The organism is Kocuria sp. PD6 (genome assembly GCF_031844145.1).
Classification (GTDB): Bacteria; Actinomycetota; Actinomycetes; order Actinomycetales; family Micrococcaceae; genus Kocuria; species Kocuria marina.
This window is the reverse complement of sequence record NZ_JAUZUS010000014.1, coordinates 1-18,600: the sequence shown is the minus strand read 5'-3', so window position 1 is coordinate 18,600 and position 18,600 is coordinate 1. Positions and strand designations below refer to the sequence as shown.

21 protein-coding genes and 1 tRNA gene are annotated in these 18,600 nt (G+C 69.5%); 13 read left to right on the top strand and 9 right to left on the bottom strand.

What is annotated here, in order from left to right; genetic code table 11:
- The first annotated feature begins 165 nt into the window (after positions 1 to 165).
- The gene (locus tag Q9R22_RS11890) at positions 166 to 999 is read left to right on the top strand and encodes a formate/nitrite transporter family protein (RefSeq protein ID WP_131333547.1); all 834 of its coding nucleotides are present in this window, start codon (positions 166 to 168) and stop codon (positions 997 to 999) included.
- A gap of 13 nt (positions 1,000 to 1,012) precedes the next feature.
- Here the strand turns inward: Q9R22_RS11890 and Q9R22_RS11885 are convergent, their stop codons facing one another.
- Together Q9R22_RS11885 and Q9R22_RS11880 are read right to left on the bottom strand one after the other, a co-directional pair.
- Entirely contained in the window at positions 1,013 to 1,558 is a 546-nt protein-coding gene (locus Q9R22_RS11885) for a histidine phosphatase family protein (protein WP_064845574.1), read from the bottom strand.
- 197 nt (positions 1,559 to 1,755) lie between these two features.
- A complete protein-coding gene (locus Q9R22_RS11880; protein WP_064845575.1) occupies positions 1,756 to 2,202 on the bottom strand; it encodes a YsnF/AvaK domain-containing protein in 447 nt (148 codons plus the stop codon).
- A gap of 105 nt (positions 2,203 to 2,307) precedes the next feature.
- On the opposite strand from Q9R22_RS11880, the gene Q9R22_RS11875 reads away from it, so the two are divergent.
- The 3 genes from Q9R22_RS11875 to Q9R22_RS11865 all read left to right on the top strand — a co-directional run bounded on the left by Q9R22_RS11875 (position 2,308) and on the right by Q9R22_RS11865 (position 4,724).
- Positions 2,308 to 2,943, top strand: coding sequence for a tetratricopeptide repeat protein (locus Q9R22_RS11875; protein WP_035964882.1), 636 nt, complete (start codon positions 2,308 to 2,310; stop codon positions 2,941 to 2,943).
- Positions 2,940 to 3,989 carry an aldo/keto reductase family oxidoreductase gene (locus tag Q9R22_RS11870; RefSeq protein WP_131333549.1) on the top strand — a complete coding sequence of 350 codons (1,050 nt, stop codon included), beginning with the start codon at positions 2,940 to 2,942 and terminating at the stop codon, positions 3,987 to 3,989. The genes Q9R22_RS11875 and Q9R22_RS11870 overlap by 4 nt, the downstream gene beginning before the upstream one ends.
- 198 nt (positions 3,990 to 4,187) lie before the next feature.
- A complete protein-coding gene (locus Q9R22_RS11865) occupies positions 4,188 to 4,724 on the top strand; it encodes a DUF2617 family protein (RefSeq protein WP_242670493.1) in 537 nt (178 codons plus the stop codon).
- 33 nt (positions 4,725 to 4,757) lie between these two features.
- Here the strand turns inward: Q9R22_RS11865 and Q9R22_RS11860 are convergent, their stop codons facing one another.
- Entirely contained in the window at positions 4,758 to 5,234 is a 477-nt protein-coding gene (locus Q9R22_RS11860) for a thioesterase family protein (RefSeq protein WP_131333552.1), read from the bottom strand.
- A gap of 117 nt (positions 5,235 to 5,351) precedes the next feature.
- On the opposite strand from Q9R22_RS11860, the gene Q9R22_RS11855 reads away from it, so the two are divergent.
- The 3 genes from Q9R22_RS11855 (at position 5,352) to Q9R22_RS11845 (ending at position 7,345) form a co-directional block, all read left to right on the top strand.
- Positions 5,352 to 5,990 carry a YdcF family protein gene (locus tag Q9R22_RS11855; protein ID WP_242670494.1) on the top strand — a complete coding sequence of 213 codons (639 nt, stop codon included), beginning with the start codon at positions 5,352 to 5,354 and terminating at the stop codon, positions 5,988 to 5,990.
- Positions 5,991 to 6,278: 288 nt separating this feature from the next.
- On the top strand, positions 6,279 to 7,142 hold the full coding sequence (locus Q9R22_RS11850; RefSeq protein ID WP_131333554.1) for a metal-dependent hydrolase: 864 nt from the start codon (positions 6,279 to 6,281) through the stop codon (positions 7,140 to 7,142).
- 119 nt (positions 7,143 to 7,261) lie between these two features.
- Positions 7,262 to 7,345 (top strand) — tRNA-Leu (locus Q9R22_RS11845).
- A 179-nt stretch (positions 7,346 to 7,524) separates the two neighbouring features.
- Here the strand turns inward: Q9R22_RS11845 and Q9R22_RS11840 are convergent.
- The 3 genes from Q9R22_RS11840 to Q9R22_RS11830 form a co-directional block, all read right to left on the bottom strand.
- Complete coding sequence (locus Q9R22_RS11840) at positions 7,525 to 7,854, bottom strand: DUF2087 domain-containing protein (protein ID WP_131333556.1); 330 nt, start codon at positions 7,852 to 7,854, stop codon at positions 7,525 to 7,527.
- A gap of 51 nt (positions 7,855 to 7,905) precedes the next feature.
- Positions 7,906 to 9,378: an LGFP repeat-containing protein gene (locus Q9R22_RS11835; protein ID WP_242670495.1), complete on the bottom strand. Its 1,473-nt coding sequence runs from the start codon at positions 9,376 to 9,378 to the stop codon at positions 7,906 to 7,908.
- Positions 9,379 to 9,615: 237 nt separating this feature from the next.
- Positions 9,616 to 10,455, bottom strand: a complete 840-nt coding sequence (locus Q9R22_RS11830) for an arylamine N-acetyltransferase (RefSeq protein ID WP_165489816.1) — start codon at positions 10,453 to 10,455, stop codon at positions 9,616 to 9,618.
- Between the two features lie 129 nt (positions 10,456 to 10,584).
- Here Q9R22_RS11830 and Q9R22_RS11825 point away from each other — a divergent pair, with 129 nt between their 5' ends.
- Entirely contained in the window at positions 10,585 to 11,328 is a 744-nt protein-coding gene (locus tag Q9R22_RS11825) for a hypothetical protein (RefSeq protein WP_242670496.1), read from the top strand.
- A gap of 88 nt (positions 11,329 to 11,416) precedes the next feature.
- Entirely contained in the window at positions 11,417 to 12,556 is a 1,140-nt protein-coding gene (locus Q9R22_RS11820) for a trans-acting enoyl reductase family protein (RefSeq protein WP_131333560.1), read from the top strand.
- On the opposite strand, the gene Q9R22_RS11815 is transcribed toward Q9R22_RS11820, so the two are convergent.
- On the bottom strand, positions 12,534 to 13,664 hold the full coding sequence (locus tag Q9R22_RS11815; RefSeq protein WP_131333562.1) for a DUF808 domain-containing protein: 1,131 nt from the start codon (positions 13,662 to 13,664) through the stop codon (positions 12,534 to 12,536). The two genes, Q9R22_RS11820 and Q9R22_RS11815, sit on opposite strands and share 23 nt — an antisense overlap.
- Positions 13,665 to 13,793: 129 nt before the next feature.
- Entirely contained in the window at positions 13,794 to 14,264 is a 471-nt protein-coding gene (locus Q9R22_RS11810; protein WP_131333564.1) for a MarR family winged helix-turn-helix transcriptional regulator, read from the bottom strand.
- A gap of 304 nt (positions 14,265 to 14,568) precedes the next feature.
- Between Q9R22_RS11810 and Q9R22_RS11805 the strand changes: the two genes are divergently transcribed.
- Genes Q9R22_RS11805 through Q9R22_RS11795 form a run of 3 tightly spaced genes read left to right on the top strand, consistent with a single transcriptional unit; the run spans position 14,569 to position 16,480 of the window.
- Entirely contained in the window at positions 14,569 to 15,081 is a 513-nt protein-coding gene (locus Q9R22_RS11805) for a carboxymuconolactone decarboxylase family protein (RefSeq protein ID WP_131333566.1), read from the top strand.
- Positions 15,078 to 16,088 (top strand): pirin family protein, encoded by a 1,011-nt coding sequence (locus Q9R22_RS11800; RefSeq protein ID WP_311254268.1) that lies wholly within the window; start codon positions 15,078 to 15,080, stop codon positions 16,086 to 16,088. Before Q9R22_RS11805 ends, Q9R22_RS11800 begins: the two co-directional genes overlap by 4 nt.
- A 44-nt stretch (positions 16,089 to 16,132) precedes the next feature.
- The gene (locus Q9R22_RS11795; RefSeq protein WP_064845589.1) at positions 16,133 to 16,480 is read left to right on the top strand and encodes a GNAT family N-acetyltransferase; all 348 of its coding nucleotides are present in this window, start codon (positions 16,133 to 16,135) and stop codon (positions 16,478 to 16,480) included.
- 33 nt (positions 16,481 to 16,513) lie between these two features.
- On the opposite strand, the gene Q9R22_RS11790 is transcribed toward Q9R22_RS11795, so the two are convergent.
- Positions 16,514 to 17,119 (bottom strand): bifunctional 2-polyprenyl-6-hydroxyphenol methylase/3-demethylubiquinol 3-O-methyltransferase UbiG, encoded by a 606-nt coding sequence (locus tag Q9R22_RS11790; protein ID WP_131333567.1) that lies wholly within the window; start codon positions 17,117 to 17,119, stop codon positions 16,514 to 16,516.
- A gap of 120 nt (positions 17,120 to 17,239) precedes the next feature.
- Here Q9R22_RS11790 and Q9R22_RS11785 point away from each other — a divergent pair, with 120 nt between their 5' ends.
- Complete coding sequence (locus tag Q9R22_RS11785; protein WP_207387845.1) at positions 17,240 to 18,571, top strand: DUF2254 domain-containing protein; 1,332 nt, start codon at positions 17,240 to 17,242, stop codon at positions 18,569 to 18,571.
- Positions 18,572 to 18,600 lie beyond the last annotated feature (29 nt).

Genomic DNA, 18,600 nt, shown 5'->3' with positions numbered 1-18,600 from the left:
GCACCGGGACCAGACGCCGCGCGTGTTCGCGCGAGCGTTGCACGGCCCTACACTCATGCAGTTACGGTTTTTCCCCCGCACCCCGCCCACCGGCGACTGCGGGTGCCCCTGACCCCGCAGCCGGGGCGCAGGCCCGCCCCCCCCACGACAGAAAGCAGAGCAGTCATGACCAACGTGAACCCATCGGATGTGGTGGCGAACGCCGTCACCGCCGGGGAGGCCAAGGCCACAGCGCCCTCCGGCGCCCTCGTGCTGCGCGGCGTGCTGGGCGGTGCCGTGCTCGCGGCCACCACCTCGTTCGCAGTGTCGGCCACCGTGAGCTCCGGCTCGCCCGTGGTGGGCGCCCTGCTCTTCCCCGCCGGCATCACCATCGTGATCCTCATGGGCATGGAGCTGCTCACCGGCGGCTTCGCCCTGACCCCCATGGCCGCGCTGCGCGGACTCGTCCCGTGGTCGGGCGTGGCCCGGTACTGCCTGATGGTGACCATCGGCCACATCATCGGGGCTGCGCTGTTCGCCCTGCTCTACGCGGGCACCCTCACGGGCTTCGGCTCCCACGACGCCGGCGCGCTGGGCAAGAAGTTCGCCGACACCGCCGCGGCCAAGACCACTGCCTACCAGGCCATGGGCTTCGCGGGCATGGTCACGGTGTTCGTCAAGGCCGTGCTGTGCAACTGGCTCGTGTCCCTGGGCGTGTTCATGGGCATGGTCTCCAAGGACACCATCGGCAAGATCGCCGCCATCTGGCTGCCCATCATGGCGTTCTTCGGCCTGGGCTTCGAGCACGCCGTGGTCAACTTCTTCATGATCCCCATGGGCATGCTCATGGGCGCGGACGTGGGGCTGGGCGACTGGTGGATCTGGAACCAGATCCCTGTGCTGCTGGGCAACCTGGTGGGTGGTTTCGTCTTCACCGGACTCGCGCTGATGTACGCGCACCGTCCGGCCCGCACGGAGGCCATCGAGACCGCGGCCGCTCGCCCCGGCGCAGAGCAGTAGTCCGGTAGGTCGGTCAGGGGGCGGCAGCCAGCTGCTGCGTGGTCACCTCGACCACTTCCCCGTTCTGCAGGCTCGGCAGCTCGACCCCCAGGATCCGGCCCGCGGTCAGGCGGATGAACGTCCCGTGGGCCACGATCATCACGTCCTGCTGCGGGTACCGCGCGGCGATCTCGCGCAGTACCGCGATCCCCCGCTGCACCACGTGCTCGGCCGCCTCACCGTGCTCCTCCATGAACGCGTGCCGCTCGTCCTCTGTCATCCCGGTGCAGTCGTAGCCCTCCGCGTCCCCGAAGGAGCGCTCCGCGAGGTCCGCGTAGGTCCCCGCCGGTGCGAGTCCGAGCTGCGCCCCGATGATCCGGGCCGTCTCCCGTGCGCGCTGCAGGGGAGAGGAGACCAGCGCGTCCCAGTGTCGCCCCGACGCCGCGAGTTCCCGGCCCACCGCGCGGGCCTGTTCCCTGCCCGTGTCGTTGAGGGGGATGTCCGTGCGGCCCTGCAACAACCGTTGCAGGTTCCAGTCCGTCTGGCCGTGGCGGATCAGGGTCAGGGTCGTTTCGCTCACCCCACCAAACTACCCCGCGGGCACCCGGGGTGCGGCAGCGGCGTCGTCCCCCTGTGGCGGGGACGCGGACGACGCCGCACCCACCGCGGGTGCCGCGGACCGGGGGTTCCGTCGCGAGGACGGACGACGACGGACCGGCACCCCGCTCGGAGATGCCGGTCCGTTGGAAGCTCTTGCCGCGGGCGACGCCGCGTGGCTCAGTGCGCGGGGCGCTCGTCCGTCTCGATGTCCACGCGCTCCTTGCGCAGGGTCTCCTCGATCACCTCGGTGCGCTCGACGCGCTCGGCGACCAGTCGGACACGCTGGTACGGGACCCGCATGGTCTGCACCACGGGCTCGGTGCGGTACAGGATCAGTTCGTCCTCACCCACGGGCAGCTCGCGACCGTCCAGGAACGCCTGACGCTCCTCCTCGGTGATGGGGGTGCGCACCACGTTGGCCTCCTCCGAGGCGAGGGTGACCTCCTGGCGGACGGGCTCACTCACCACGTACTTGCGCAGCCGGGCACGGCCGGTGACCTCCTCCTCGCGGTTGATCACCAGACGCTCCTCGTGACGGATCACGGAAGCATGCTCGTCGTCCGGGGCTGCTGCGTGGCGGGGGTCGCGCGAGTCCTGCCCCGGTGCGGTGTTCTGTACTGCCATCCTGACCTCCTGGGAGAGTGTGGTTTTGAGATTAGCAGCCGGGTTCCGAATCGGCTCACCATGTAGCATCCTTAGATTCTTACTGGGTCCCGGGAGGTTGATCTGATGAGTTACTCGGATGACGGCAACGGTTATTTCACGCGTGCTCTGGACGCCGAGGACCGCGGTGAGCACGCCCTCGCGGAGACCGCGTACCGGCAGGCCATCGAGCTGTTCCACGAATCCGGCGACACCGCCAAGGAACTCGCCGCGTGCCACTACAACCTGGGCCACATCTACGTGGTCATGGAACGCACCAGCAAAGCCGTGGCGGAATACCGCACCGCGCTCGAGTACTTCTCCCAGCTCCCGGGCAGTGGCAAGCATAAGGCCCGCGCGCACCTGATCCTGGGGTCCCTGCTGGTCGAGACCGGGGAGTTGCGCGCGGCCGAGACCCAGTTGTTGGACGCCCTGGGCCAGTACCTGGACGCCCCCCACGAACCCCGCGATCAGGCCGACTGCTACAGCAACCTCGCACGGGTCTACCGCGAGACCCAGCGCAACGCCCAGGCCGTGACCGCGTACAACCGCGCCGTGGACTTCTACGAGGAGGTCCCCGATTCCCTGCGCGACCGCTCCGACTGTTTCACGGAGCTCGGAACGGTCTACGAGAGCACCGGCAAACTCGACGAGGCCGCCGCCGCGTTCGCCGAGGCCGCCCGCCTGCGCCGCGGCGCCGAGCAGCAGGGCGGGCGCCCGTGAGCACTCCCCTGATCTACGGGTGCATGACCCTGGGTGGCTCCTGGGGTCAGGAGTCCGTCCCGGCGTCCCAGTACGACGTCGCTCGCGAGGCCGTGTACGCCGCGCACCGGGCCGGGTTCGAACTCTTCGACCATGCGGACATCTACATCGGCGGCGCCTCTGAAACCCTGTTCGGTCGCATCCTGGCCGAGGACGCCCTGCTGCGGCGCGCGGTGCGGATCCAGACCAAGTGCGGGATCAAGCTGCCGGGTAACACCGGGCCCCAGGGCTCACCCGTCCACTACCGACTCGACCGTGACTCCGTGCGGTCCTCCCTGGAGGGGTCCCTGCAGCGGCTCGGCGTGGACCACGTGGAGCGGTTGTTCCTGCACCGCCCGGATCCGCTCACACCCCTGGGTGAGACCGCGCGGGCCCTGGACGAACTGCACCGTGAGGGCCTGATCGGTTCCGTGGGGCTGTCCAACATGACGCCGCATCACGTGGCCGCGTTCCAACAACTGTTGAGCGTGCCCGTGACCGCGGTGCAGATCCAGATGAGCCTGGCGCACCGCGATTTCGTGGAGTCCCAGGTGCTCGCCAATCACCCGGAGGGGACCGGGGTGTCGTTCCCCGGTGGGCTGCTCGCCCAGTGCGTCGCGGACGAGATCGAGTTGCAGGCATGGGGTGCCATGGCCGGCGGGATCTATTCGGGTGCACCCGCGCCCGCGTCCGGAGCTACGTCCGCGCCGGCTGCCTCGTCCGGGGAGGACGGGATGGGCGGTGCGGAGGCCGGGGGAGCGGCGTCATCCTCCGGCGGTGTGAACGAGGACCCCGTACGGCGGACGAGCGCCCTCGTGGAGCAGCTCGCCCAGCGCATGGGCGTGTCCCGCGAGGCCGTGGTGGTGGGCTGGTTGCTGCGCCACCCGTACGGTATCCGCCCGATGGTGGGGACCCTGAACCCGCAGCGGATCGCCGCGTGCGCGCAGGCGCCGCGGGCCGCCGAGCTCATGACCCACGAGGACTGGTACGCACTGTGGACGGCGGCGCGGGGCCGTCCGCTGCCCTGATCCAGCCCCTGTCACCGCGGCCGTTCCGGCACGCGCCGCGTCCGTGTGGGCCCGGGTGGCATATATGCGTCGTCATCAAACGGTGACCTTCCGGTGCTTGCTCGCGCCCCTGCTTGGTGGATATTTTCTTCTGTAAAGCCGATGCGGCGGACTGCCGCGGGGCCTAAGAGGGAGAACAGGGCTATGGAGCATCGCTGGATGACCCCGTTGCACGGGCATGTCGTGTGCCGCCCGGAACAGTTCGGGTACCGCACGGACCTGGGCGTGCTGGACGCACCGGCCGGGCGCTCGCTGCGAGTGGACGAGCACACGGTCGTGGAACTGCGTGTGGGTTCCTTGCACCACCAGTGCGTGATCACCCACGCCGGGGAGCAGTGGGTCGAGACCGTGGGTCTGTTCGAGGACACCGCAGCGCAACTGCCCACGCTGTGCAGCATCGCCCACCCCACGCCGTTCGCCTCGCACGTGGAAGTGGGCTGCACGGTCACCGAGCACTCCCCTCGCGGTCTGCAGCGGGAGCTCGCGCGCCTGCACGACACCCTGGATGCGGCACCCCTGGCCGTGTGCGTCCAGGACACCGAGGACCCCGCGGCGGTCACCGCTGCCACGTGCCACGCGGACCCGGACTCCCACGCCGTGCTGTGGTGGACGTGGCGGGTCTTGCCGGAAAGCGGCCACATCCTGCGCACCCGCGCGCAGCTGCGGTTGCGGACCCCGGTGAAGCTCGCCGCCTGAGCGGCGTCGGCGCGGTGCGCGGGTGTGCGCAGGTCAGAACGGCGACGGCCCCGTATACGGTTCCAGCAGTTCGCGCTGTTCGGGGGTCAGGCGCACCACCGTGCGCGTGCTCGGGAGGTAGAACGCGAGCTGGGTCTGGGCGCGGACGCAGGGAGCGCCGTCGGCGAAGTCGAGGATCTCGAATCCCAGGACCAGGGTGGCGGCCCGGGCGGAGACCACCCACACGCGCACATCCACGGGGACGTTGCGGTACGCCAGGGGGCGCAGGTACTTGACCCGGTGCTCGGCGATCAGCGCCTGGGTGCCCTCCGGGAGCACTGAGAACAAGGGGATCTTGGCCGGCAGGACCTGCTCGCCCGTGCCTACGGGGACGCCGAACGCGGCGATGCGCGCTTCCTCGAGCACACGGACGACCTCCACGTTGTTCACGTGGCCGTACGAGTCCATGTCCCCCCACCGGAGCGGAACCTGGCAGGTCATCGAACGTTCGAGGTGGTCGTTCGAGCGCATGAGCTGACTCCTTGGTGGGTGTTTACCGGTACGAGATGCAGAAGCCTCGGAAGGGGTTCCGCTGGATGAGATGATATCCGCGGCATTCCTGTAAAGCCCCACATCGGAAGGACATCCGTGGCACACGCGGCCTCCGGGCAGACCCTCGCCAAGAAGCGGCGGTGGCCCCTGCTGGTGTTGACCGTCCTGACGATCCTCGTGGTGCTGTGGCTCGCGGTGTGCCACGCCGTGCTGGACAACCCCCGCGTGGATCCGCCGAAACGATCTGACGCGGTGTTCGTGCTCGGACCGCCGGACACGTCCCGTATGGCCTACGCGGAGGACCTCGTGTTCAACCAGCACGTGGCGGACACGCTGGTGATCTCCGCCCCGGACCCCCAGCCGTACGAACCACCGCGGATGCAGGAGTACTACTCGACCCGCCCGTTCTGCGCGCCCCGGGAGGGCGTGGAGGTGATCTGCTTCAAACCGGATCCGTCCACGACCCAGGGCGAGGCCATGGAGCTGCAGAAGCTTTTCGAGGAACGCGGGTGGGACACCGTGACCGCCGTGACCTTCACCCAGCACGCGCCCCGATCGCGGCTCATCCTCTCCCGCTGTTATCCCGGTGAGCTACGCATGTCCGCCGTGGACTTCCACATCACGGGCAAGAGCCTGCTCATGCAGTACCTGCACCAGACGGGCGGCTTCATCAAGGCCTGGCTCACACCGGGGTGCGATCAGCAGCTCCCCTGGAACCCCAAGTCTCTGGACTGACGCTTCACGCTCACGAATCGAGGGGTGGTGCGCGGACCCACCCACGCTGGTTCGGCAGGGCAGGACATGGCCCCACGCGGGTGACTGAGGCGCGGTGCACCGACCGTCGTGAACGGATGGCACGGGGCATGGACGCGCGGTGGTCGACTGCCGCGCACAGTGCGGATCCGAGCAGGTCACCGAGGCGGCCTCCGCAGCCGCTTATGCAGGTCGGAACCGGTTCCTACCCTGGGGTCTGCTTCTTCCCCGAGGTCTTGAGAGGACCACCACCATGCCCAGGTTCCCCCGATGATGGGCCCCAGCCATGCCGCGTGCGGTGCAGCCGCGTGGGTGGCGCTGACCGGTACCTACACCGTGCACCTCGCCGACGTCTCCGTTCCGGTGGGTTTGGGGGTGATGCCCGTGGGCGACCCCGGCGTCATCACCGGCGCGCTGATCTGCGCCGGCGCGGCCCTGCTCCCGGATCTCGACCACCCCGGGGGCACGGTCGCCCGCTCCCTCCCGCCACTGTCCACGTGGGTGGCCCGGGCGGTCGGCAAACTCTCCGGGGGCCACCGCAGGGCCACACACTCGCTCGTGGGGCTGCTCCTGATCATCGTCCTCGCGCTGTTGTCCCAGCGCGCGTCCGTCCCCGTGGGGGACGCCCTGCGCTGGAACTCCTTCTCCTGGCCCGGGGCGGAAGGTCAGGCGGGAGAGATCCCGGACGCCGCGGCGTCGTTACCAGGACAGGTGTTGCCCCTGGCGGCGGTGCTGTCCGTGCTGCTCATCGCGTGCGCGGTGAAGGTCCTGGCGTTCGTCCCGGACCGGCTCTCCCACGCGAACTGGATCGTGGGCATCCTGCTGGGGACGTTCGTCGCGGCGAATCCCCCGCGGGACCCGCGCTGGTTCGTGGTGGCCGTGGGTCTCGGATGCGCCGTGCACATGCTGGGGGACCTGCTCACGACCCAGGGGATCCACCTGTTGTGGCCCCTGCGCACGTCCCTGCCGCTGCCCACCACGTTCTACAAAGGCCGCTCGTTCGTGCGCTTCCCCGTGCTCGGCAACGCGGGCTCCGCCCGGGAGATCGCTCTGCTGGTCCCGGTGACGCTCTACGCGCTCGCTGGACTGTTCTGCGCCGGCGTCACGTGGGCGGGACTCACGGTGAGCATCTGAGGCGCCACAGTGCCGCCGCCCCTACCGAGAGTTCGACCACGCCGCGATTCGCCAAACGTCGCACGCGTCAGGTATTCTTTTCGACGTTGCTCACCGGCGAATGCCGCGTGGAACAACGAGCGCGAGTGGCGGAATAGGCAGACGCGCACGGTTCAGGTCCGTGTGCCCGAGAGGGCGTGGGGGTTCAACTCCCCCCTCGCGCACCGCAAGAAGTCCCGTTCGACCGGAAGGTCGGGCGGGACTTCGTCATTCGCGGGGTCGGTCGAAGGCAACCGTTATCCGGCGCTTCCCACCGGACGGCTCCGTAGAACCGAAGCCGACGGAGACCGCGGGAACCCTCCGTATCGATGGTGCGGCCGGCCCCTCGCGCCGCGGCCCCCGCTCAATCCTCGGTCAGTTCGTACCGGGCCCCGTCCAGGGCGCGCCTGAGCACTCCCGTGTCCACGGCGTGCCGATGGAAGAACGCGGCGTCGAGCACGAACATCCGCAGCCACCCGTTGAGCGCGGACTCCGCGACGGCTTCCCCGGGGCGCACGACCCGCCGGGCCACCGCGGCCACGACGTCGTCGACCCAGCGCACGGGCAGGTCCGGCACGCTGCGGATCAGATCCGCGCGCTGGCCGAGAAACTGCAGGCGCCGGTCGTGTCCCTGCGCGGGGACCGGGGCATCACGCCCTCGTCCGGACCATGGACGCAACACCCCGGGTGGCACGCCCCGGACGCACGGTGGTTGCCGTGCGTCCGGGGCACCGGCCGGGTACCGCTACCCCCGACTCACCGTGACCTTGCCGGTGGAGCAGTGCCACGTGGCCACCACACCGCGGGAAAAGCGCTGGGCCATACCGCCGGAGACAGCGTACTCGTCGGTCGCGGGGTACCCCCACGCGTGTTCGTGCCCGGCCTTCTGCCAGGCCGTACCGATCCCGCCGCTGAGCTTGATCACGCGGGTGCCCGTGCCCGGGGAGTACATGGCGCGGTAGCGGGCGTTGCCGTTGCGGAAGTCCTGGTAGGCGCCGCCGGGGATCTTGCGCTCCGCCATTACGGGATAGCCCCACCCGCGCTCCAGACCGGCAGCCTTGTAGGCGTTACCGATGCCGGTCCCCCACTTCACGGGGTGGGCGCCGGTCGCGGGGCTCCAGTAATACGTGTAGTTCTTCGTGAAGCCCTGGTAGACCCCGCCCGCGCGCCCCGTGGGCTTCTCCGCCGACGTCGGTTGCCCATATGTCCCCATCCCACCCGTAGCGACGTAGTCGGTCCGGATGGCCCCGCGCAGCCAGGACGTCTGAGGGGTGCCCCGTGTGGCGGTCTGGCCCGTCGTCGTCGGCGCGGGCGGCAGCGTGGCCAAACCCTGGGCGATCAGGCCCACGACGTCGTAGTCGTCGTGGTCGTAGCCCTGCAGGGTCTTGAGGGAGGCGCGGGTGAACCCGTCCGCCCGGAACCGCTTCATGCCCTGGGCTGCGGCGGCGGACGCGGACCACGTGGGTGGGTTGGTGCTGCCGGCCACGTCCTTGGTCCCCGCGTGCCATGTGATCGGGAGGGAGCGCACCGCGGCACTCGGCGCGGTCTGCATGCCGCTGGCACCGCCGCCGCCGATGATTGTCGCACCGCCGCCAAGGATCCAGTTCTGCCGATCGGCCAGCAGCTCGTACGTGATGAACTCCGCGCCACCCGAGTAGCCGGCGAGCCACACGCGGGAGGTGTCCAGGTCGTAGGTCTTCACGAGGCTGTCCTTGAGCGCGCGAAAGTAGTCGCCGTTGCCGTCCGCGTCCTCCCACCACGTGATGCCGTTGGGCTTGAGCTTGTGGTCCGGGGAGATGGGGACCACCAGGATCATGTTCTTCTTGCGGGCCTGAGCGGCCAGTGCTGTGAGCGCGGTCCCTTGGGGGCTGTGCACCCAGGTCTCGCCGGGGTTGTCGTAGTCCCCGCCCAGGTAGAACAGCACACCCACGGCCTTCGAACGGTCGATGCCGTTCGTGTAGATGTGGTAGCTCGAGTTCTTGCCCGCGGCCTTGAAGGGTTTGTGATGGGCGGTCGCGGGAAGGGCGGGGGCCTGAGCCGCGTGCACGGGCGCCTCGGGAACCCGCGGCGCGGTCCGGACCGCGGGAACCGCGGGAGCGGTCACTGCGGGAGCGGCGTTCGCCGGGGCCAGGAATGACGGGGAGAGCGCCAACGGGGACAGCGCCGTGACCACGGCGAGGGCCGCCGCGGGCACCACGGAGGAACGGAAGAAACGCATGGGGGGGCTGCTTTCTACATGGGGGGGTATTCAGTTGTGGCCCGCTCGGTCAGCTCATTCCGGGCGCAGCGCTGGCCGAGCATCGGGGGAAATGCTCAGCCAGGTGAAGATCATGCCATCGGCGTGATCGAATTTTGCGAACGCGAAGCCCGTGCCGCGTTAATTTTTGGTGTCCCGGCCGCTCGCAGCCGTCGCCCCCCCAGGACTGGCCGCCCGCGGCCGCCGATCCCGCCCCGATCAGCCCCTCATCCGGGTCACGACGTCGGTGAGCTGCGCGTCTTCCTCCTCGGTGATCCGCACGCCCAGATCCCGGACCTCGGTCACGATCTCCGGGGCCGTCAGTTCCCGCTGCCGGGTCGGCCGCCCAGGGGTGCGCACGGTGGTGCCGTGTTCGGTCACGGTCACGTGGCCCCGCGGGGTGTGCTTCATGACCATGAGGTGATGGCGGAATATGGACTCCGCACCGGTCGAGGTCTGCAGGTGGCCCATCCGCACGTCCGCGGGGTGGATGGTGGACTCGTCCAGCACGTGTTCCATGGCCCCGTCCCGCTCGAACGACCACACGGGCCAGCCCTCGTCCGTGACCCGCCCGATCGAGAAGGTGCGGTCCCCCTCCACGCGGCGAGCGCCGTCGTGCAACGGGATGGGACCCGTGATGCTGAAACCGAAGCCGGGATCACACAGGTAGCGTGTGCCGGCGAGGTCCGCGAGCACGGTCATGTGGGTGCGGGGGCTGTCGAACGAACGCACGCGGCCCAGGGCGCGGCGCACGGTGAAGCCCAGCGCTTCCAGAACGGCCGCGAACAACTGCGAGTGCTCGAAGCAGTACCCGCCGCGGCGGCGTCGGACGAGTTGGTCCTGCACGGTCGCCAATTCCACCCCGGGATGCCGTCCGAGCAGCACCTCCACGTTGCTGAACGGGAACGTGAAAACATGGGCGCGGTGCAGCCGTTCGAGCAGGCCCAGGTCCCGCGGGGCGGCGGCGAGCTGCGCGGCGTCGACATCCAATGCCGCGAGGTAGCCGGGGACGTCCACGTCCTCGATCCGCCACGGGGACGCGAGGCGTTCGTTCATCATGACCTCCGGGGGCACGGGAGCGGGCCGGTACGCGGGGCACGGCAAGGTTGACCCGGCATCATGGTGACACACGACCGCACCCCGACAAGGACCCGTCATGCATCCGCACACCACGTCTCCGTCCCCCTCATGAGCCGCGCTCCGGGACGCGCCGCCGGCTGGATGTTGGGTCTGCTCGTGGTGCTCGCCCTCGTGGTGGGTGCCGTGTGGGTTGGTTCGGGACCGCTGCGTTCGATCGTGTCGAGTGCCCCTCCCGCACTGGGCAGGGCGGAATGCACGGTGACCACGCAGGACGGGGACGTCCCTCTGACCCGCGAGGAGGCCAAGGCCGCGACCACCGCCGTCGTGCGCGGTGCGGACGCCTCCGCGGTACCCGGCGTGGAGCCGACTGTCATGGAGCGTCTCACGCACGGCCCGCCCGACGACGCTGGGCCCAGCCTGCGCTGCCGCGGGCACAGCAGCGAGGGACTCGAGGCGCAGGAGATCACCCCCTCCGGGCTGACGCCCCGGGCCGAAGCGGTCCGGGACGCGATGATCGAGGTCTTCGGCCCCCTGAGCCTCGGCGGTTACGCCCCGGGCGGTGTGGGCCACGGGCATGGCGAGAATTCCACGCACTACGACGGGCGCGCCGTCGACGTGTTCTTCCGCCCCATGACGGAGGAGAACCGCCGGCAGGGGTGGCAGCTCGCGCACTGGCTCGTGGCCCACGCCGAGGACCTGGACGTCCAGTACGTGATCTTCGACGACATGGCCTGGGGTTCGCGCTCCCCCGCCGGGCGCTGGCACCCCTACAACGCGCCGCCGCCCGCGAACGAGATCCTGCGCCACCTGGACCACGTGCACGTAGACGTGGTGCGCGGGGAGCCCGCGTAGTCGTCGCGCACTCCGGCCCGATCCCGTAACGTGACGAACCAGCCCGCACGGCACCCGTTGCGGTCCGTCCCAGCGCAGGAGGACACCCATGAACGCTCACGTGGTGGTTTTCGGAGCCACCGGATACACCGGCCGCCTGGTGGTCGAGTCCCTCGTGGAACGGGGAGTCCGCCCCGTCCTCGCCGGGCGCCGCGAACGGCCCCTGAACCAGCTGGCCTGCACGCTGGGCGGCCTGGACGTGCGGACCGCGGACCTGGCCGAGCCCGATTCCGTCCGCGCGCTGGTCTCCGAGGGGGACGTCCTGGTCACCACCGTGGGTCCCTTCGAGCGACTCGGGGACGTGGCCGCGAACGCCGCCGCGTCGCAGGGTGCCCACTACCTGGACTCGACGGGTGAGGTGGGCTTCGTGCGTCGGCTCCAGAAGCGCTATCCCGCCGCCGCGTCCGACGACGCCGCTGCGCCGGGTGATGCGCCCCGCGGCACCATGCTGCCCGCATTCGGTTACGACTACGTGCCCGGGATCCTCGCGGGATCCCTGGCTCTGGAACGCGCCGGGGACCGCGCCGAGACTCTGCGGGTGGGCTACTTCGCCCCCGGGGCGGGCCCTACCGGGTTGAGCGGCGGGACCATGACCACCATGCTCGAGGAGCTGAGCAAACCGTTCCTGGTGTGGCGTGGTCACCGGTGGCAGAAGCCGGGGCGGATACCGCGGCAACACACGTTCACGGTAGACGGGGCGAAGCGCAATGCGGTGATGGTCCCCGGGAGCGAGATCGTGTTCCTGCCGGAGGCGTTCCCGGAGGTTGCGAACATCGAGGTGTTCAACGGGTGGTTCTCCGCGCCGGGGCCAGTCATGAAGGCTGCGCTACCCGTGATGGCCGTGGCCGGTTCCTCGTCCCTGGCCCGCAAGGCGCTCGGCAAGGGCATCACCGCCCTGACCGGGTCCGAGGGCGGGCCGAGCGCGAGTGAGCGGGCGAAGTCGTCCTCCCTGGCCACCGCAGTGGTCACCGACTCCCGGGGCGAGACCGTGTCCGAGGTCCGTGTGGCGGGTCCCAACGTCTACACGCTCACGGGTCACCTCTTGGCGGCCGGGGCGGAGCACGTGCTCAAGGACCGTTCACGGGCGCGCGGGGTGGTGGGCCCGCTGCAAGCCTTCGGCATGGAAGGCCTCGTGGAGCTGTGCGCTTCGGCGGGGTTGCGGGAGGTCAGCTCCGGGGCGACTCGCTGACCGCGGTCGAGCCGCCTTCCACATGAGGATCTGCCGATGACGACGCCCCGGTCGCCGAGACCCCGGACGACGGTGCTCCGCGCACCGCGGCGACGTTCCCCCGGTGGGTAGACACGGCGTCGTCGGCATCCGAGGACTCACGGCCGGCGGCATCGGAGGAGTGAACGTCGTCGTCGCCGTGCTTCTTCCCGAAGGGCAGCACGTGGACGATGCCCACGATGATGGAACCCCACACGATGCCCAGCACCAGGGCGCAGAACGTCTCCACGAGCCACGCGAGCGCGGGGCCCACCCCGGCCACGTGGTGCACGGACTCACCCAGGTGGTGGACCCAGTCGTACACGGGGGTGAACCCGAGGTCGGCCATGCCCATCAGGATGATGTGCCCGCCCACCCACAGCATGGCGAAGACACCCACGATCGAGATCACGGACAGCACCGTGGGCATGGCCTTGACCAGGCCCCGGCCGAACTTCTGGGCGCCCTCGGAGTCCTTCTGGGCCAGGGCCAGGCCGATGTCGTCCATCTTCACGATCAGGGCCACGACGCCGTAGACGAGCACCGTGATGACGATCGCCACCACGATCAGGATGAGCGTGCGGGACAGGAACGGCTCGTGGGAGACCTCGTTGAGCGCGATCACCATGATCTCCGCGCTGAGGATCAGGTCCGTGCGGATCGCCCCGGAGGTGATCTTCTTCTCCGCCTCCGGACCGCGGTCCGCGGCGGGTTCGTTGGGGGCGTGGTCCTTGTGGGACAGGTGCTCGATCACCTTTTCCGCGCCCTCGAAGCACAGGTACGTGCCGCCCAGCATCAGCAGCGGCGTGAGCAACCACGGCGCGAACTGGCTCAGGATCAGGGCCGCCGGCAGGATGATCAGCAGCTTGTTGCGCAGGGAGCCGATCGTGATCTTCTTGATGATCGGTAGTTCCCGCTTGGGGTTAACACCCTGCACGAATCGCGGGGCCACCGCGGTGTCGTCGACGACGACGCCCGCGGCCTTGGCGCTCGCGCGCCCCGCCGCCCCGGCAATGTCGTCCACACTCGCGGCGGTCAGCTTGGCGAGTGCCGCGATGTCATCCAGCAGCGCAGCCAGTCCAGCGGCCATCAGGCTCCCTCAATCCATGTGCTCAGCCATCTTGATTAAGGACAAGCGTAAAGGGTGCCGCGGCCGGCGCGAACCACGAGCGGCATCGGCCCCTGTCCGAGGTGGTTCGCGCCTCGGTCGCCGAGACCGCTACGCGCGGTCGATTCCACTGCGGTGCAGATCGGCCATCGCCTGTGCGACCACGACGGCGCGTTCGGGGCCCAGGACGTCCACGAACGTGGCCGTCATCGTCTCGGCCACGAGATCACGGACCTTCCCTGCCGTGGTGCGGCCTTCGGCGGTGAGCTCGAGGTAGACGACGCGCCGGTCCTCGGGACACGGGGCACGCCGGACCAGGCCGCGCTTGGTGAGCCGGTCCGCGACCTTGGTGAAACCGCCGGTGCTGAAGGCCACCTGACGGGCCAATTCGGCCATGGGCATGCGCTGGTGCGGGGTGCGCGTCAGCCGCAGCAACGCCTCGGCCTCCGCGGCGTTCAACGCATGGGCCGCGGCCACCTCTCGGTGCAGGTTCTTGTTGGTGCTCTGGAACCCCTCGATCACCTGGCCCCACAGGGTCACGGGGTCCACCGCCTGGGCAGCGGTGTCGGCGTGCGCGGTCATGATCTCCCCTTTCGAGCCCTTCGAGCCCTTAGAACTCGTTGAGCTGAGGGATGATTTTACCTCGCCACGGAAACATTTGTCCAAGAATCTTCTTGCGCGGCCACCCCTAGCCCCGCACCCTGTCCCGACCCCTTGAGCGGACCCCGACCGCAAGTTAGTCTTGCGAGGAAGATATTTCTGTTCAAATGAGTTCATCTCCACCCGGACCGCCCCGTCGCATCCCGGACACGCGCCGGGAGGCCGCGACAGCAGCGTCGTCGTCTCCGGCGAACGCAGCCGGCGCGCGAAACCACGAGGAGCCGCCATGACCGAGCAGGACCGCTTCTTCCTGGACAAGTCCGACCCCTCCAGCTGGCGGGCGGTCAACGCCTTCTCCCGCAAGGTCGGGGCCGCGGCCGAGGACGCGGGCATCCCCGCCTCGGTCGTGGAACTGGTCAACGTGCGGGTGTCCCAGCTCAACGGGTGCGCGTTCTGCCTGGACCTGCACGTCCGCAAGGCCGAGGCTGCCGGGGTGACCGCGCAGCAACTCGCCGTGCTCCCCGCATGGCGTGACACCGTTCTTTTCAATGCCGTAGAACGGGCCGCCCTGATCATCGCCGAAACGGCCACCCTGCTGCCCGACGAGAACACGCGGCACGCCGAGCAGGCCGCGGCCCGGGAAGCACTGAACGACGAGCAGTACTCCGCTCTGCAGTGGACCGCGATCGCGATCAACGCCTTCAACCGGATCTCCATCCTGTCCGGACACCCCGTCCGTCCCCGTAAGACTGCGTCCGCGCCGGCCGGTGCGACCACGAGCAGCGGAGGTGCACGATGACCAACCTGGAACGCAACCCGCAAGAGGTCCTGTGCACCGAGGCGATCGGCGCCGGGGCGGCCCTGCTGACCCCGCGGGACGTGCCCCTGGGTGGCCCGCGGGCGATGACCGTGCGCCGCACCCTCCCCCAGCGCCATCGCAGTCTCATCGGCGCGTGGTGTTTCCTGGACCACTACGGCCCCGATCCCGTGGCAGACACCGGGGGCATGTCCGTGGCGCGCCACCCGCACACCGGCCTGGCCACGGTGAGCTGGCTGTTCACCGGCGGCATCTCCCACCTGGACTCCGCCGGGTACAGCGCGGACGTGCGCCCCGGGGAGGTCAACCTCATGATCGCCGGGCGCGGGATCTCCCACCAGGAGTTCTCCACCCCGGACACCACCACCCTGCACGGCGTGCAGCTGTGGTACGCCCTGCCGGACGACACCCGTCACATGGCACCGACCTTCGAGCACTACACGCCAGAGCCCGTGAAGAACCACGGCGCCGAGCTGCGGATATTCATCGGTGAGCTGGCCGGATCCACGTCCCCGGTGAACACCTACACACCCCCGCTGGTGGCCGCCGAGATCCTCATGGAGCCGGGAACGGAACTGGAACTGAACCTGGACCCGTCCTTCGAGCACGGGGTCCTGGTGGACACCGGGGACCTGAGCCTGAACTCGGCGCCGATCCCGGAGGACCACCTGGCCTACCTCCCCACGGGGCGGGACAGCGTGGTCCTAACCGCCGGCGAGAAGCCCGTGCGGGCCATGCTCCTGGGCGGGGAGCCCCTGGGGGAGCAGATCGTGATGTGGTGGAACTTCGTGGGCCGCACCCACGAGGAGGTCGTGGCCTACCGTGAGCAGTGGCAGGCCGAGATCGACGCCGAACCGGCCCCCACCCCAGAGTCCGGAACTTACTCGGACGGGACCCCGTACCCGCGCTTCGGCCCCTTTCCCGACGATCAGCCCGCGCCATTGCCGGCCCCGACTTTGCCCACCGTCACTTTGCGACCCCGCGGCTGAGCCCGCCCGATCCCGCCCCGCCCGATCCCACCCAGGAGAGTCCCGTGGAAACCGAATCCGACATCACCGTCCGCCACAACGCCGACGGGCACCGCTACGAACTCCTCGACGGTGACGCGGTCATCGGCGAGGCGCACTACCTGCCGTTCGACGGCGCCGACGAGCCGCAGCGGATCTTCTACCACACGACCGTCGACGACGCTTACAGCGGTCAGGGTCTCGCCTCCACGCTCTCGAGGGTGGCCTTGGACGGCACCATCGCCGACGGGAAGACCATCGTCCCGGTGTGCCCCTACATCAAGTCCTGGCTCGGCAAGCACGACGACTACCAACCCCACGCCACTGCGGTCCGCCCGACGCACTTGCAGGCGTTGTCGGGGATGAATCGGTAACTTCTATCGGCGCCTCAGCACAGCCGCTTCCACTCACCCGGCCGCGGGTCCCAACACGGTCACGAGGAACTCGCTGTCCGGGGACCAGGGGCGTACGTCCCACCCCGCCAGGGTGAGTTGCGGTGTGAGACCCTCCGCAGCGGCGTCGGCGAAGAACTCCTCGGCGGAGTAGCCGCGCCCCGCGCCGAAACCGACCACCGCGCGGCCGTCCTGACCCAGGTGACTGCGGAAGCCGCGCAGCACGTCCCGCCGGGTGTTTTCCGCTAGGAACGTGACCACGTTGCCCGCGCACACGATGGCGTCGAAGGCGTCCCCGAGGTCCATGTCGGCCAGTACGGCGAGATCGGCCACGCGATACTCAGGGCCCGGGTAGTCCTGCCGGGCGGCGTCGATCAACTCGGGATCCACGTCCACCCCGACCACCCGATGCCCGGCCGCGTGCAGGTACCCGGACAGCCGCCCCGCTCCGCACCCGGCATCCAGGATGCGAGCGCCGCGGGGAACCATGGCGTCGATGAGCCGGGCCTCCCCCACTATGTCCTCCCCGCGCGCGGCCATGGTGCGGAACCGTTCGATGTACCACTGGGAATGCCCGGGGTTCCGAGCCACCTGGGCAAGCCACTTGTTCTGTTCCGTCATGGGGCCAGGCTATCGAGGTGCCGCCCCCTTGCCCACGCTCCGCGTGCCCGCCTCAGTGAACGGTCTGGGTAGGCTGACGATCGGCAGGCTCGTCGGCGAACAATGCTCGGAGGACAGACAGTGGCTGGACGTGGAGGCGTCTCGTGGCGGCTGCGCCTCGCGGCGCTGCGGTACCGATTCGAGGAGAGCCTGTTCCTCTATCCCGCCATCATCATGCTGGGCGGGATCGTGTTGGCAATCATCGCGACGTCCGTCGATCATGCCCTGGGGTACGACACCCACGTGCCGTTCACGCTGGAGATGAGCAGCAACGCGGCCACGTGGTTGCTGGCCACCGTGGCCGGGGCGATGATCACCACCGTGGGCGTGGTGTTCTCCCTGACCGTGGTCAGCCTGCAGTTGGCCAGCAGCCAGTTCTCACCTCGGGTCATGCGGTCCTTCATCCGGGACCGGCTGAGTCAGCGCGTGATCGGCCTGCTCGTGGCCACCTTCTTCTACTGCGTGCTGGCGCTGCCCAGTGTCAGCGGGGAGACCACGGCCCCTGCGCCGAAGGTGTCGCTGACGCTCGCCGTGGTGCTGACGCTGATCACCGTGATCGGCATCATCGTGCACCTGGATCACCTGGCCCACGGGCTCCAGGTGGGCAACGTGGCCCGGGTCATCGCGGACGAGGGAGAGAAGGTGGCCGCCGCACTCGACGAAGTGCCCTCCGGGATGCGTGAGGTCGACCCCCGGGACTTCCACGATGCCCCCGATGACGCCGCGGTCATTCCCGCCACGCGCAGCGGATGGATCAGCCAGGTGGATATCCGCCAGCTCCTCGCGGCCGCCTCCCCCGACACCACCGTGCGCATGGACACCCGCGTGGGTGCTTACATCCACGCCGGTGAACCCCTGTTGACGGTGTGGCCCCGCCCCTCTGCCGCCAGCAGGAAGGGTCTCGCCGAGTCGATCGGCGTGTCCGACATGCGCACCACGCTCCAGGACGTCGACTTCTCCATCCGGCAGCTCGTGGACATCGGGCTGCGTGCCCTGAGTCCGGCTGTGAATGACCCCACGACCGCCGTGGAGGTCATCCTGCGGCTGGGGAGTCTGATGCGGACGTTGCTCATCACTCCACTTCCGCCCCCGGCGTTGCAGGACGGATCCCACCGGGTGCTCGTCCAGCCCTGGAACCTCTCCCATGAGGAATACATCGCCCACGCCTTCGATCAGCTCCGGCAGACGTGCCTCGACCAGCCGGACGTGGCCGCCACCATGTTGCGGGGGCTGCGGATGCTGATCACCCACCTGCGAGACCAGGGGCACCCCGATCTGGTTCCGGCACTGCAGCGACAGATGCAACTGCTGCTCGACGGGCTCGAAGCGCAGAAGGACATGCACCCCGAGGATCTACGCCACCTCCGCTCCCTGTCCTCCGACCACACGGATCCCGCCGACCACAGTCGGTGACCCGCCCCCGCCGGGTTACGCACAGAAAC

Excerpts from the sequence above, each read along its gene's own strand:
- Q9R22_RS11820 (WP_131333560.1), top strand. The coding sequence starts at position 11,417 with ATGAACGCTCACGTGGTGGTTTTCGGAGCCACCGGATACACCGGCCGC.
- Q9R22_RS11860 (WP_131333552.1), bottom strand. The coding sequence starts at position 5,234 with ATGCGCTCGAACGACCACCTCGAACGTTCGATGACCTGCCAGGTTCCG.
- Q9R22_RS11835 (WP_242670495.1), bottom strand. The coding sequence starts at position 9,378 with ATGCGTTTCTTCCGTTCCTCCGTGGTGCCCGCGGCGGCCCTCGCCGTG.
- Q9R22_RS11810 (WP_131333564.1), bottom strand. The coding sequence starts at position 14,264 with ATGACCGCGCACGCCGACACCGCTGCCCAGGCGGTGGACCCCGTGACC.
- Q9R22_RS11890 (WP_131333547.1), top strand. The coding sequence starts at position 166 with ATGACCAACGTGAACCCATCGGATGTGGTGGCGAACGCCGTCACCGCC.
- Q9R22_RS11800 (WP_311254268.1), top strand. The coding sequence starts at position 15,078 with ATGACCAACCTGGAACGCAACCCGCAAGAGGTCCTGTGCACCGAGGCG.
- Q9R22_RS11830 (WP_165489816.1), bottom strand. The coding sequence starts at position 10,455 with ATGATGAACGAACGCCTCGCGTCCCCGTGGCGGATCGAGGACGTGGAC.
- Q9R22_RS11880 (WP_064845575.1), bottom strand. The coding sequence starts at position 2,202 with ATGGCAGTACAGAACACCGCACCGGGGCAGGACTCGCGCGACCCCCGC.
- Q9R22_RS11875 (WP_035964882.1), top strand. The coding sequence starts at position 2,308 with ATGAGTTACTCGGATGACGGCAACGGTTATTTCACGCGTGCTCTGGAC.
- Q9R22_RS11865 (WP_242670493.1), top strand. The coding sequence starts at position 4,188 with ATGACCCCGTTGCACGGGCATGTCGTGTGCCGCCCGGAACAGTTCGGG.
- Q9R22_RS11825 (WP_242670496.1), top strand. The coding sequence starts at position 10,585 with ATGAGCCGCGCTCCGGGACGCGCCGCCGGCTGGATGTTGGGTCTGCTC.
- Q9R22_RS11850 (WP_131333554.1), top strand. The coding sequence starts at position 6,279 with ATGATGGGCCCCAGCCATGCCGCGTGCGGTGCAGCCGCGTGGGTGGCG.
- Q9R22_RS11805 (WP_131333566.1), top strand. The coding sequence starts at position 14,569 with ATGACCGAGCAGGACCGCTTCTTCCTGGACAAGTCCGACCCCTCCAGC.
- Q9R22_RS11790 (WP_131333567.1), bottom strand. The coding sequence starts at position 17,119 with ATGACGGAACAGAACAAGTGGCTTGCCCAGGTGGCTCGGAACCCCGGG.
- Q9R22_RS11815 (WP_131333562.1), bottom strand. The coding sequence starts at position 13,664 with ATGGCCGCTGGACTGGCTGCGCTGCTGGATGACATCGCGGCACTCGCC.